The organism is Octadecabacter dasysiphoniae (assembly GCF_021532615.1).
GTDB classification, from domain to species: Bacteria; Pseudomonadota; Alphaproteobacteria; order Rhodobacterales; family Rhodobacteraceae; genus Octadecabacter; species Octadecabacter dasysiphoniae.
The window spans coordinates 1,066,484-1,079,092 of the sequence record NZ_JAKGAQ010000001.1 but is presented as its reverse complement, the minus strand read 5'-3'; the positions used below and the strand labels follow the sequence as shown (position 1 = coordinate 1,079,092).

At 57.8% G+C, this 12,609-nt stretch carries 11 protein-coding genes; 5 read left to right on the top strand and 6 right to left on the bottom strand.

Going from position 1 to position 12,609, the window contains the following annotated elements; all coding sequences use genetic code 11:
* Positions 1-5 precede the first annotated feature (5 nt).
* Both L0664_RS05245 and L0664_RS05240 read right to left on the bottom strand, forming a co-directional pair.
* A complete protein-coding gene (locus L0664_RS05245; protein ID WP_235224566.1) occupies positions 6-989 on the bottom strand; it encodes an XdhC family protein in 984 nt (327 codons plus the stop codon).
* Positions 986-2,212 carry a LysM peptidoglycan-binding domain-containing protein gene (locus L0664_RS05240; RefSeq protein WP_235224565.1) on the bottom strand — a complete coding sequence of 409 codons (1,227 nt, stop codon included), beginning with the start codon at positions 2,210-2,212 and terminating at the stop codon, positions 986-988. Before L0664_RS05240 ends, L0664_RS05245 begins: the two co-directional genes overlap by 4 nt.
* A 123-nt stretch (positions 2,213-2,335) precedes the next feature.
* Between L0664_RS05240 and L0664_RS05235 the strand changes: the two genes are divergently transcribed.
* Both L0664_RS05235 and L0664_RS05230 read left to right on the top strand, forming a co-directional pair.
* Complete coding sequence (locus L0664_RS05235) at positions 2,336-2,902, top strand: LOG family protein (protein WP_235224564.1); 567 nt, start codon at positions 2,336-2,338, stop codon at positions 2,900-2,902.
* Between the two features lie 202 nt (positions 2,903-3,104).
* Complete coding sequence (locus L0664_RS05230; RefSeq protein ID WP_235224563.1) at positions 3,105-4,166, top strand: Hint domain-containing protein; 1,062 nt, start codon at positions 3,105-3,107, stop codon at positions 4,164-4,166.
* 152 nt (positions 4,167-4,318) lie between these two features.
* Here L0664_RS05230 and L0664_RS05225 read toward each other — a convergent pair whose 3' ends face one another.
* The gene (locus L0664_RS05225; RefSeq protein ID WP_235224562.1) at positions 4,319-4,918 is read right to left on the bottom strand and encodes a superoxide dismutase; all 600 of its coding nucleotides are present in this window, start codon (positions 4,916-4,918) and stop codon (positions 4,319-4,321) included.
* Between the two features lie 236 nt (positions 4,919-5,154).
* Between L0664_RS05225 and L0664_RS05220 the strand changes: the two genes are divergently transcribed.
* From L0664_RS05220 to L0664_RS05210, 3 genes are read left to right on the top strand one after another with little or no spacing between them, the layout of a single operon-like run.
* Entirely contained in the window at positions 5,155-6,882 is a 1,728-nt protein-coding gene (locus tag L0664_RS05220; RefSeq protein ID WP_235224561.1) for a glycosyltransferase family 2 protein, read from the top strand.
* A complete protein-coding gene (locus L0664_RS05215) occupies positions 6,879-7,901 on the top strand; it encodes a glycosyltransferase family 2 protein (protein WP_235224560.1) in 1,023 nt (340 codons plus the stop codon). Before L0664_RS05220 ends, L0664_RS05215 begins: the two co-directional genes overlap by 4 nt.
* Positions 7,898-8,719 carry a sulfotransferase domain-containing protein gene (locus L0664_RS05210; RefSeq protein ID WP_235224559.1) on the top strand — a complete coding sequence of 274 codons (822 nt, stop codon included), beginning with the start codon at positions 7,898-7,900 and terminating at the stop codon, positions 8,717-8,719. The genes L0664_RS05215 and L0664_RS05210 overlap by 4 nt, the downstream gene beginning before the upstream one ends.
* Here L0664_RS05210 and L0664_RS05205 read toward each other — a convergent pair.
* Genes L0664_RS05205 through L0664_RS05195 form a run of 3 tightly spaced genes read right to left on the bottom strand, consistent with a single transcriptional unit; the run spans position 8,716 to position 12,570 of the window.
* Positions 8,716-9,243, bottom strand: a complete 528-nt coding sequence (locus L0664_RS05205) for a sarcosine oxidase subunit gamma (RefSeq protein ID WP_235224558.1) — start codon at positions 9,241-9,243, stop codon at positions 8,716-8,718. The genes L0664_RS05210 and L0664_RS05205 overlap by 4 nt on opposite strands.
* Positions 9,236-12,244 (bottom strand): sarcosine oxidase subunit alpha family protein, encoded by a 3,009-nt coding sequence (locus tag L0664_RS05200; RefSeq protein ID WP_235224557.1) that lies wholly within the window; start codon positions 12,242-12,244, stop codon positions 9,236-9,238. Before L0664_RS05200 ends, L0664_RS05205 begins: the two co-directional genes overlap by 8 nt.
* A complete protein-coding gene (locus L0664_RS05195) occupies positions 12,241-12,570 on the bottom strand; it encodes a sarcosine oxidase subunit delta (RefSeq protein ID WP_235224556.1) in 330 nt (109 codons plus the stop codon). The genes L0664_RS05200 and L0664_RS05195 overlap by 4 nt, the downstream gene beginning before the upstream one ends.
* Positions 12,571-12,609 lie beyond the last annotated feature (39 nt).

The window sequence follows — 12,609 nt, the reverse complement described above, 5'->3', positions numbered from 1 at the left end:
CACGCTCATCCTTTGCGCAACCGTGTCGTCACTTGTGCCATCACACTCACTGCGATTTCCGCAGGGGACCGCCCGCCAATGTCCAACCCCACAGGTGCATGGATTCGGGCAATCTGATCGTCGTTAAATCCCGCCTGTTGCAGACGTGTAATGCGTTTGCCATGAGTCCGTTTGGACCCCAGACAGCCAAGATAAAACACATCACTGGTTAACGCCGCCATAATGGCCGGATCATCAAGTTTCGCATCGTGGGTCAGCGTCACAACAGCCGTGCGCGCATCCAGCCCTGCCGATTTCAGCGCCGCATCCGGCCAATCATCCAGAATTTGCACATCAGGAAACCGCGCGGGCGACCCGAATGCGGGGCGCGGGTCAACAAGGATCGGATCATACCCGCAGGCGCGCGCCAGTGGCAGCAAGTGTTGCGCGATATGCACACCGCCCACAACGATCATGCGCAAGGGCGGGTTATGAATGGCCACAAACGTGCGCCCGTCGTCTTCAACGCCGGATCGATCCAGCCGGAACCTGTCCGGATATTCGCCAACGTCACCTAGGCGTCGATCCCCGCTGTCCAGATCGGCAACATAGGCAATGGCCGTTCGCGCCATGCGCGCCGCGACAAGCCCCTCAAGGACATCCACAGGCATCGCACCGCCCACAGGTTCCACCAGCACACGGATGGTGCCACCACAGGCCAGACCAACAGCAAAGGCCTCATCATCGCTGACACCAAATTCCAGCTGCCGCGCCGTGCCATCCTCAAGCGCGTCCAGGGCATCGACAATCACAGCGCCTTCGACGCAGCCCCCCGACACGGACCCTTGCATGTGCCCATCCCCCCGGATCGCCAATTGGCTACCCACCGGGCGCGGCGCGGACCCCCAAGTTTGCACCACCGTGGCAATCACAGCACCCTGCCCCGCGCGGTGCCAATCCAGTGCCAGTGCGGGAATACCGCCCAGCTCGCTGTCGGGCGTGTCGTTCAACTGTCGTCTTCCGGCAAGGTGAACACCTGCCCCGGATAGATCAGATCAGGATCACGGATACGGTCTTTGTTGGCCTCAAATACATTCACATAAAGCACGCCCGACCCGTAGCGTTCCTCAGCAATCGCCCAAAGCGTCGTTCCGGCCTGAACCGTGCGTGTCGCGATGGTGAAATCGGGGTTATCGACCGCGTCCGCCATGGCCGCGATCACGTCGTCGGGGTCTTCGCGCAGGAACGGCGTTTCAATACGGCTGACGACATCACCCGCAACATCCACTTCGTCGATGCGCAGGGTGTAAACGCCGGTGTCCACATCCGGCAAATCCCCGCGCCAACGGCCATCGGCATCTACTGGCAGGCGGCTGATCGCGACATTGTCCACATAGACCTGCACGAACCCCTGCCCCAGCGCGCGCCCGCCAAGAACAACATCACCCTCCGGATCGTAGGTGATCGTGTCCAGCGCCACGGTCGACATGACTTCGGGCGGCGTGTCGGCGGGAACTGCGGGTTGGACGACCTCAACCCCGTCGCCCGTCACGGCCAGAATTGCAGGCGTTGCAGGGGCTTCGGGGGCGGCACTATCCTCGGGCGTATTGGGCGTGTCTGCGATCACGGGAACAGCCGGGGCCGCTTCGGCGACATCATTGATCGGTTCGGCCGCAACCTCCGGCTCCGCGACGCCAACATCGTCTTCCACCGCCACATCAGCAATTGGATCAGCCACCGGATCAGTTACGGGCGCTTCGGCCACGACGACAACGACAGGGGCCGGATTGGCGTCAAAAATGAACGTCCGCTCAGCGATCAATCCAGCACCATCAGGATCACCGACCACGGTCATGACCCGCGCCGCATCCGAATATCCAAGGAAACCGATCACCAGAAAGGATCCATCCGCGCCGACGTCCACGCGTTCAACCTCGCCACCGTCAACCATCACCGCCAGCGGCTGACCAGGTTCAGCGACCCCAGACACCAGAAACGCACCGTCCGGTTCGAACCGACGATCGGTAACCTGTGGCAACAGTGGCGTGGTAACCTGCGGTGCCTCAACGACAGGTTCAACTGGCGCTGTGACAGCGGCCTGTTCCACCACTGCGGTGTCTGGCGCGGGCGTGGTCGCCCGAAGATCGTCCTGAATGGGCCGCAAAATCACGGCCGCCACAACGGCAACTGCCACAATGCCGGCCCCGCCGATGGCTAAAGTCTTGGTCTGCACGAAATGCTCCCCTTTCGTGGTGTCAAAGCAGCTTTGCGGCCCCAACGGTTGGCAGACCTTAACAACGCGGCTATCAGGGGTCAAAAGATGCTTTTGCCCCCCTTCCCCCAGATCGGAGCCCCCATGACACACCTGCCGTTTTCCGTCTGCGTTTATTGCGGTTCCCGCGATGGTAATGACCCCGCGTTCGCACAGGCCGCGGGCGACTGCGGCGCAATGCTGGCACGCAAGGAATGGCGGCTGGTTTACGGTGCGGGTGACGTCGGGCTGATGGGGCGCGTCGCGCGGGCGGCACAACTGGGCGGCGGCGATACCTTTGGCGTGATCCCCCAGCACCTGATGGATTGGGAGGTCGGCAAAACCGATCTGACGACCTTTATCGTCACCGAAACCATGCACGAACGTAAAAAGGTCATGCTGATGAACGCACAGGCTGTTGTGGTTCTGCCCGGGGGCGCGGGCAGTATGGATGAATTGTTCGAAGCCATGACATGGCGCCAGCTTGGCCTGCACGACAAACCAATTTTCATTCTGAACACCAATGGATACTGGGATGCACTATTGGCGCTGTTTGATCAGATCATCGGCAACGGTTTTGCCGATGCGTCCCTGCGTGACTACGCAACCGTGGTGTCCGATGTGGCCGAACTGGAACATGAATTGACCAAAGCCGCAGCCGACCGAAAGTGACGCGTACGGCCTATTGGTGACAAATCATCAACAATTCCCCCTACAATTCAGGATTGTACGCATGATATCCACAACGTCGGCGTAACTTGGCCAGAAAATCGATGAAGGCTTTGTTAAGATGAGGTGTTGTGCTAGTGCAGCATCAAAAGGCCCCATGGGGATGGGCTGCCTAGATTTATAAATGTATTGGAGGGCCACTGCCATGGTTCAACGTCAATTTGCAGCATTCGACAACGAAGCCTTTACCGTTTCAGACTCATCACCGCGTCTGACGCCCGGTTCGTCGATCATCAACAACTCCAGCACACCGCGCGGCACCATCTTCGAATTCACCGGCGGCTTTGAATACCAGCCGATCACGCTGGATGACACCAGCTCTGAACCCGACATCTTTAATGATGACGAAGAAGGCCAGCACGTCATTGTGGATGGTCGCGGGCTTGTCGCAGACGGCACAGAAGTCGAATCCGAAAGCTACCATTTCCTGCGCGCACTGGATGACAACGGCAACCCCACGGGTCCGACCATCACCGTCACCGTCTTTTCGCAAAACGGAAATACCTCTGACATCTGGGGCATGGCGTCTGACACCGAGCTTCAGACAGGGGTGCGTTACGTCAAAACCGGCGGGTCCAACAACGGCGACAGCGAATACGAAAGCTTCGTGCCCTGCTTTACGCCCGGTGCGATGGTCAGCACGCCCGCGGGCCTGATCCGTGTCGAAAACCTTAAGGTTGGGGATCGCGTGATGACGCGCGACAACGGTCTGCAAGACATCCACTGGATTGGCCGCAAAGACCTGACGCTGGGCGCGCTCACCGCTGATGCACGGCTGCGCCCGATCCGTATCAGCAAAGGGGCTTTGGGCGACGGTATGCCGATGACCGACATGATGGTGTCGCCAAACCACCGTATGCTGATCACGGGCCCGGAACTGGCGATGAACTTTGGCGAAGAAGAAATGCTGGTGGCGGCCAAGCATCTCGTCGGTTTGCCTGGTGTGCAAATCGTAGAAGCATGCGACGTCAGCTACATCCACCTGCTGTGCGAACGCCATGAAGTCCTGATGGTTGATGCCGTCTGGACCGAGAGCTTCCAACCCGGTGAATACGCTATGAACGGCCTCGCGTCCGAACAGTCGGATGAAGTATTTTCGCTGTTCCCCGAATTGCGCAACGGCGGGTTGAACTTGCAATTCCGCGATGCACGCACAGCGATGCGCGCCTTTGAGGCGCAGATCGCGAAAGAAGCGCTGTCCGCCTAAGGCCAGACTAGGAAACAAAAAAGGCGCCCTCGGTTGAGGGCGCCTTTTCTATGTCTGATCGAAATCTCATCACTTGCGGGATGCGACATTCCCCAGTTCACCAAGAGTTTCGCGCATCAGCGAAACCCGTCGGTGACTGGGGCTGAGTCAAATCACATGCGGGATGCGACGTTTTCCCAGTTCACAAGGTTGTCGAGGAAGTTTGTAAGGTACTTCGGACGCGCATTGCGGAAATCGATGTAGTAGGAATGTTCCCACACATCACAACCCAGCAGTGCCGTTTGGCCAAAGCACAACGGGTTCACGCCGTTTTCTGTCTTCGTGACTGCCAAAGACCCGTCAGCGTTTTTCACCAACCACGCCCAACCGGACCCGAACTGGCCCGCGCCTGCTGCGGAAAACTGGGATTTGAAATCGTCAACGGAGCCGAAGTTTTCTTTGATCGCGGCCTCAAGCTCGGACGGCATCGCGGAGACTTCGGGGCCCATCATTTCCCAGAACTGGTTGTGGTTCCAAAGCTGGCTGATGTTGTTGAAGATGCCGCTTTGGGCAACTGCGCTATCGTCATACGTGCCGACGATAATCTCTTCGAGGGACTTGCCCTCCCACTCTGTGCCTTCAATCGCCTTGTTGCCATTGGTCACATAGGCGTTGTGATGCAGGTCGTGGTGGAATTCCATTGTCTGTGCGGACATGCCGTGACCGGCAAGCGCGTCGTGGGCATATGGAAGATCAGGAAGTTCGAAAGCCATGGTGTCACCTCTGTTTTGGTATTGAATGTCTAACATGTAACAAAGCCCTCAGGTTCCCGACGTCAAGGCGCATTGCATCAAATTGGTCGCATTCCGCATTGTTTCCCCGTTTGCAACAGTGGACTTGAACGCTGGGTCCGCTATTGTGCGCACAAGGCCGGATCAACTGGCAAACGCCCCAAGCGGCGCAACGAGAGCAGGTAAATCGTGACCAAATCCAAGCGGGGCCAGATCTAATGGCCAAACACCAGTATACAATTTTGTCGATGATGAAGGACGAAGGCCATTCCCTGGTGGAATGGGTCGCCTATCACAAGCACATCGGTTTTGATAATATCTGCGTTTACACAAACAACTGCGGCGACGGCACCGATAAGATGCTGGAACGCCTACAAGAACTCGGTTGGGTGCAGCATTTCGAAAACGAAGTGCCCGAAGGCAAAAAGCCACAGCCAAACGCGCTGGCACTGGCCACCCAGAACGAAGAAGTCATGGACAGCGAATGGATCCTGACGATGGACGCGGATGAATTCCTGTCCATCAAAGTCGGGCGTGGCTGGATCAATGATGTCGTCGAACGCATGGACCCCAAGGCAGATGCCATGGCGATCACGTGGCGGTTTTTCGGGGCCAATGATGTCACAGACTGGAACCCCGGCCTTGTGATTGAAAATTACACCCGCGCGGCGCCGGACATGTTCAAAAAGGGTTGGGGCGTGAAAACCCTGTTCAAACCCTACCGCGATATCAAGCTCGGCATTCACCGTCCGCACATTAAGAAAGCCAAGCAAGAGCCTGCAAACGCTAAACTTTTGTTTGATCAGTTGTGGGTGAACGGGTCGGGTGATCCGATGCCGGACGAATTTTCACTGTCCGGCTGGCGGTCCACCAAACCCACGCTTGGCTATAAGATGGTTGAGCTGAACCACTACGCGGTCAAATCGTACGAAGCGTATTTGCTGCGCCGTGTGCGGGGCAACGTGAACAACAAAGAAGACAAATACAACGCCGCCTACTTCGCCCTGTTTGATCGCAACGAAGAGGAACACCTGAACGCCACGCGCCACGCAAAGGGCACGAAGCGTAAGATGGCCCAAATTTTGTCCGATCCGATCATGCGCGACTTGCAAGACAAAGCGCTGGAATTCCACGCCGCGCGCGTTGAAATGCTGCGCACATCCGGTGAATACGACACATGGATCAAAGACCTCAAAGAGGCGTCGGCGGTTGAGCTTGATAAGCTCGACGAAGTGCTGTTCGTCCAACACCTGCCCAAAGAATGGCAGCAAAAGGTCAAAGAACTTCAGGCGGCTGGCATTCCCGACAAAAAGATCGCCAAGATGATCGCCCAAACCCAAACGGCCAAAAAGGGTGACACCCGCAAAGCCCTGCTTGAGGCGGCGGGTGAGAACGCAGAAGACAAGCTTGATGCGCACCAGCTGAAGGACAAATCGTCCAAAGGCGGCACGCTGGACAATCCGTTCATGAACACCGAAGCCGCCGCAGGGCTAGGCGTGCCGTTGATGAATGAACGCACCCAGAAAATCGCGCTGGCCGCACAGGCAGCGGACCCCAACGATGCCGCAAGCGCCAAACTGATGGCCAAAGCCGCCGTCGCAAAACGCGCAATGGCGGCAACCACCGCACCCGAAGTCGCCCCCACCACCGCGACCATCGACATGGACGAGCCGGCACCGTCTATCGGCGACATCATCGAAGAAGCCACGCTTGAGGCATCGACAACAATCGAAAGCCCCAGCGACACGGTGCCGATCCCCGATGATATCGTAGCCAAGCCCGTCAAAAAAGCCGCGCCCAAGAAAACAGCCGCCAAGAAACCGGCGGCGAAAAAGCCCGCAGCCAAAAAACCGGCCGCCCGAAAGACACCGGCCAAAAAACCGGCGGCCAAGAAAACAGCGGCAACCAAAACCAAAGTGGCCCCAAAGAAAGCGACACCTAAATGAGCACCGCACCAAATGCGGGCCGCAAGGTCCTTGTTTCGACAATGAAGAACGAAGGGCCCTACCTGCTGGAATGGCTGGCCTACCACAAATCCATCGGCATCGATGAATTCTGTATCTTTTCAAACGATTGCACCGACGGCACAAACCTGATCCTGAACCGTTTGGACCAGATGGGCGTGGTCAAACACTTTGACAATCCGCTGGGCCCGCGCATGGATCCGCAACGCGCCGCCTATTCACGGGCGGGCAAAATGGACTTTGTGCGCAGTGCTGATTGGGTGCTGATCGTGGATGCGGATGAATTCCTGAACATTCACGTCGGGGATCGCAACGTTGACGCGCTTATCGATGCATGCGGCAGCCCTGACGCGATCTCGATCAACTGGCGCCTGATGGGCAGCCAGGGCCAATCCAAGATGACGAACGAGCCGTTTAAGGGCGATCTGGTGACAGAACGCTTTACCCGCGGGTCCAACTTTGAAGAACCTGAAAACGGCCTAGTCTGGGGCTTCAAAACCCTTTTTCGCCCTGAAAAATTCGGGTTCTTCGGCGTGCACCGCCCCAAGTGGAACAAGAAGGTCGAAATCGTGCCGGGCATGGTCACATGGACCAACGCCGCAGGCGAACCCATGGGCGATCAATACCTGCAAAAGGGCTGGCGCGGGAACAAAGACAACGTCACGAACAAATTCGCCCAAGTGAACCATTACGCGATCAAATCGCGCGAGGATTTCTTGCTCAAACGTCTGCGCGGCACGGCCAATTCCAAGAACAAAGACCGTATCGACATGGACTATTGGGACAAATACGACATCAACTCGATCGAGGACACGACCATCCCGACGGATGGCGTGCGCGCCCAGATTGATGACTGGTTGCAGGATGCTGACCTCGCCGCCCTCGCCCGTGCCTGCGCAGATTGCTCACAACGGGTGCTGGATTACCAACTGACCGTGCCGGAGTTTCGCACGTTCATCGACACAGGCCACTTCGAACCCATGAAAGAAGCGAAAGAATGACTGCGCGATATATCTGCATTGGCACCCACCATAAAACCGGCACCATCTGGATGCGCAAAGTATTCCGCGCCATCGCCAATGAACAAAACATCCCGTTCATGCAGTGTTACCGCGCCAAACGCCTTGAAGACGCGGCAGAAACCGGCCCGCATATCATCGTAAACTGGTCGTCCAGTTTTCCAAAACAGCTGATCAACATGGATCACGCGCGCTTTTTGCATATCATCCGCGACCCCCGTGATGTGCTGTTATCCGGCATGCGCTATCACCGCATCGCGCCGCTGGGGAACGAAAAATTCCTGCGCGAAGAACGGGCCGAATGGGATGATCTGAACTATCAAGACTATTTGAATGCCATGCCCGATGATCACACACGCCTGATGTTCGAGATGGAAAACAAGCACGACAAAACAGTGGGCGAAATGCTCAAGTGGCGCGACCTGAGCGCAGGTGCCACCGATCGCACCGCAGACATCAAATACGAAGACCTGATCGAGGACACCGACTGCGCCCAATTCCGCGCCATTCTGGAAGGGTTCGCAATCGAAGGGCTTGATATCGACAAAGCCGTACAAAGCTATTGGGACAAATCCCTGTTCGGGGGCCTTGCCAAAAAGGACGACCGCACCGACCGCGTCGCGCTGCATGTGGCATCGGGTAAAAAGGCGCAGTGGGTCACGAAACTGCCCCGCGAAATCGCCGAACCCTATGCAGAGCGTTACGCCGACGCGCTGAAAACGCTCGGCTATGCGGAAAATTCAGATTGGGTGAACACCTGTCTGCCTGCAGCCGAAATAGAAGCGAAATCAGCCGCTTAATCCAGCGCGCCCACCTTTGATGCTTGGGCGGCGTTGCGCAACACGCCGTCAACGTAGTCACCGACAGAGCGGAAACAGACCACGTCAAACCCAGCCTCATGGCGCCAGAACGCGGCTGCAACCTGTGCCAATCGTGTGCGCCTGAATTGCCCGATTGCAAAGCTGTCGACATGCAAATCAACCGGGCATACCCGCGCTAGAACCTCGTGGGCGTCCGCTCCGTTGATCGAAAACACCGCGCGTGCATCAGACACATCCGCAACCAGCGCATGTTCGCCCTTTAGCGCGCTGTTTAGATCCGCGATGACGTCTGCAACGTCGTCATAGGGCACCATCACCAGCAATTCATCCGGTGACATCCATGCCACGCCGCCATCGCCATCCCCCAAGACCTGCGCGGACGTTGGCATGCCCTGCCCGCACGCGGCTTTTACGGCTGATTTCATTTTTGCACTTGTCAAATCGCCACGCAGTGTGATCATCCCCCGCGCATTGCTGCGCGTGATTTCCGCAAGATTAGACATTCTGCTTCTCCCCTGCTGGGTCATAGAAAACCGGTGAAACGATCTTTGCCTGTACATCCGTGCCATCGGTTTTGGGGAAAGTGATCACCTCACCCATCCGGTCTGGCCCGTCTTTGACCAGACCCATCGCAATCCCGCGATCCAGATTGGCGCTGAAATAGGTCGATGTGATACGGCCCTGCACATTGCGCTGCCCGTTGTCGTTAACGCCTGTCGCGACTGCATAGGCCCCATCAGGAATAACCGAGCGGTCCACACTTTCGAGCCCGACCAGTTTCCAGCGGTTCGGATCAATCATATGGTTGCGCAATTGGCCACGCTTGCCGATAAAGTCTTCTTTCTTCTTGGAAATCGCCCAGTTCAGGCCAAGGTCTTGCGGGATTACCGTGCCATCGGTTTCATCCCCGATCATGATAAACCCTTTTTCAGCGCGCAGCACGTGCAGGCATTCCGTGCCATAAGGCATAACGCCGAATTCGGCCCCCGCCTCCATCAGTGCGTCCCACAATGCGGCGCCATCGCTGGCCTTCACCGCAATCTCGTAGGACAACTCGCCTGAGAACGAGATGCGATAAGCCCGCACATCAAACCCGCCAATGGTCCCGTCTGCCCATGTCATGAACGGCAGCGCATCCGCAGACATATCCATCCCGCCCAGTTTTTCCAGAACCTTACGCGCGTTCGGGCCGACAACGGCAATCTGCGCGTATTGTTCGGTCACATTGGCGACGTAGACGTTCCAGTCCCACCATTCGGTCTGTAACCATTCTTCCATATGTGCGTGGATCGCCTCTGCGCCGCCGGTGGTCGTGTGGCACAGCCATTTGTCTTCGCTGACACGCGCAACAACACCGTCATCAGACAAGAACCCCTGTTCGCCGCACATCAGGCCATAACGGCATTTGCCCACAGCCAGGTTCGACATCATGTTGGTATACATCATATCCAAAAATTTGCCCGCATCCGGCCCCTGAACGACCAGTTTGCCGAGGGTGGACGCATCCAACAGCCCTAGATTATCACGCGTGTTCTTGACCTCACGGTTCACCGCGTCTTCGACGGATTCACCGTTGCGGACATAGGCATAGGCACGCCGCCATTGCCCCACGGGTTCCCAATCGGCACCGTTGTCTTCACCCCATTCATGCATGGGGGTCTTGCGAAGAGGTTGGAACAAATCGCGCGAGGCTTCGCCGCCGATCGATCCAAGCGAAATCGGCGTGTATGGCGGGCGGAACGTCGTGGTGCCCGTCGCTGGAATAGCTTGACCCAACGCATCAGAAAGGACCGCCAGACCGTTGATATTGCTGAGCTTACCCTGATCCGTTGCCATGCCCAGCGTCGTGTAACGTTTGGTGTGTTCAACGCTTTCATAGCCTTCTTGCGCGGCCAATTGGACGTCGCTGACTTTCACGTCGTTCTGATAATCGAGCCACATTTTGGACCGCAGTTTGTACCCCGCGCCCTGCGGCATCATCCAGACCGCTTCCATCGCGGCCTCGTCCGGTGCATCGCCTTTGGCGGCTTTGCCAGCCTTGCCTGTCGCGCCAGCTGATGCCGCCGCTTGGGCACCTGCATCATGGCCATTTTTAAGACAGCCTCGCGTGCTCATCGCGCCACTGGCGATACCGGCGGTTGTCACGAAACCTGCCCCGTCTGCACCCAACGGTGGGCGGGTCGGGTCGGGCCGGAAATGGCTTTGGCCTTCGTCCCAGATCAACTTGCCGCCGCAATGGGACCACAGGTGCACCACAGGCGACCAACCACCGGACATCGCCACAGCGTCACAGGCGATTTCTTCGAGAACGGACCCTTCGCCGGCCTGCGCGCAAATTCCCACGCCCTCAACCCGTTTGCCGCCTTTGACGGACGCGATGCCCTTGCCAAACAGCACCCGAATGCCCAAGGCCTGCGCCTCTTGTGCCAATGGGCCAGCCTGCGTGCGTGCATCCACAATCGCGGGCACTTCAAGCCCGGCCTCTACCATTGCAATCGCCGTGCGGTAGGCATCGTCATTGTTGGTCACGACAACGGTGCGATCCCCGACGGACGCGCCAAAGTTCACCGCATAATCGCGTACAGCAGATGCCAGCATCACACCGGGAATGTCATTGCCTGCAAACGACAGCGGGCGTTCAATCGCGCCTGTTGCAGTCACAATCTGCTTGGCCCTGATCCGCCACAAGCGATGGCGCGGTCCTGTCTTTTCGGCCAGATGATCCGTCAAACGTTCATACGCCAAGGCATAGCCATGGTCATAAACGCCAGCGCCCATGCAGCGGGCGACAACAGTTACGTTTGACATCTTTTCAAGGTCTTGCAGGGCGTCCTTCACCCATGCATCCGCGTCCAGCCCATCAATCTGCGCGCCGTCGACAACTGCACGTCCACCCCAATCGGCGGTTTGTTCTACCAACAACACCCGCGCACCGCTGCGCCCTGCTGCCAGTGCCGCTGACAGGCCGGCAATACCGCCGCCCACAACCATCACGTCAACATGGGCATAGAAATGTTCGTACACATCCGCGTCGCGGTCTTTGGGCGCTTTGCCAAGACCCGCGGCATGGCGGATAATTGGTTCATACACGTGCTTCCACATGGGGCGCGGATGGATGAACATCTTGTAATAAAAACCTGCGGGCATGAACCGCCCCAGCTTGGCGTTCACCGCACCCACATCGAACTCAAGCGATGGCCAGTGGTTTTGTGACGCCGCCGTTAGCCCCTCGAACACCTCCTGCGTGGTGGCCCGCTGGTTGGGCTCGAACTGCCCGCCAACTCCAAGGTTCACAAGCCCGTTCGGCTCCTCCGCGCCGCTTGCGACGATGCCGCGTGGACGGTGATATTTGAACGACCGCCCCACCAACATCTGGTCATTGGCCAGCAATGCCGACGCCAGCGTGTCGCCTACAAATCCGCGCATCTGCCGCCCGTTAAAGGTAAATGACACGGGTCGCGTGCGATCAACCAACCGCCCGCCATTGCTCAAACGTGTGCTCATGCGAAATCCCTCCAAGACCAGCCCGGTCGTTTGGCGCTAATTTTATCTGAAAGCTCTTTTGGGGGCTCAAAGGTTTGCGCGCTGTAGGTGCCGAACACCTCAAGCGTCATGGTGCAGCGCGCCGCATGAAACCACTTGCCGCAGCCGTACGAATGGCGCCAGCGTTCAAAATGCACACCTTTCGGGTTTTCGCGCACGAACAAATAACCCTCGAAATCCTCTTCGGAACTGTCAGGGCCAAAGCGTTTCAAATGCGCTTCGCCGCCTGCGGACAATTCGGTTTCGTCGCAGGCCACACCACAATAGGGGCACTCAAGGATCAGCATCAGCAGACCTCCGCTTTGGAGGTCGGGCCCCCATGTTGA

What these genes read in the sequence shown, in the direction of transcription:
- L0664_RS05235 (WP_235224564.1), top strand. Translation starts at nt 2,336, where the DNA reads ATGACACACCTGCCGTTTTCCGTCTGCGTTTATTGCGGTTCCCGCGAT.
- L0664_RS05230 (WP_235224563.1), top strand. Translation starts at nt 3,105, where the DNA reads ATGGTTCAACGTCAATTTGCAGCATTCGACAACGAAGCCTTTACCGTT.
- L0664_RS05225 (WP_235224562.1), bottom strand. Translation starts at nt 4,918, where the DNA reads ATGGCTTTCGAACTTCCTGATCTTCCATATGCCCACGACGCGCTTGCC.
- L0664_RS05220 (WP_235224561.1), top strand. Translation starts at nt 5,155, where the DNA reads ATGGCCAAACACCAGTATACAATTTTGTCGATGATGAAGGACGAAGGC.
- L0664_RS05215 (WP_235224560.1), top strand. Translation starts at nt 6,879, where the DNA reads ATGAGCACCGCACCAAATGCGGGCCGCAAGGTCCTTGTTTCGACAATG.
- L0664_RS05210 (WP_235224559.1), top strand. Translation starts at nt 7,898, where the DNA reads ATGACTGCGCGATATATCTGCATTGGCACCCACCATAAAACCGGCACC.
- L0664_RS05205 (WP_235224558.1), bottom strand. Translation starts at nt 9,243, where the DNA reads ATGTCTAATCTTGCGGAAATCACGCGCAGCAATGCGCGGGGGATGATC.
- L0664_RS05200 (WP_235224557.1), bottom strand. Translation starts at nt 12,244, where the DNA reads ATGAGCACACGTTTGAGCAATGGCGGGCGGTTGGTTGATCGCACGCGA.
- L0664_RS05195 (WP_235224556.1), bottom strand. Translation starts at nt 12,570, where the DNA reads ATGCTGATCCTTGAGTGCCCCTATTGTGGTGTGGCCTGCGACGAAACC.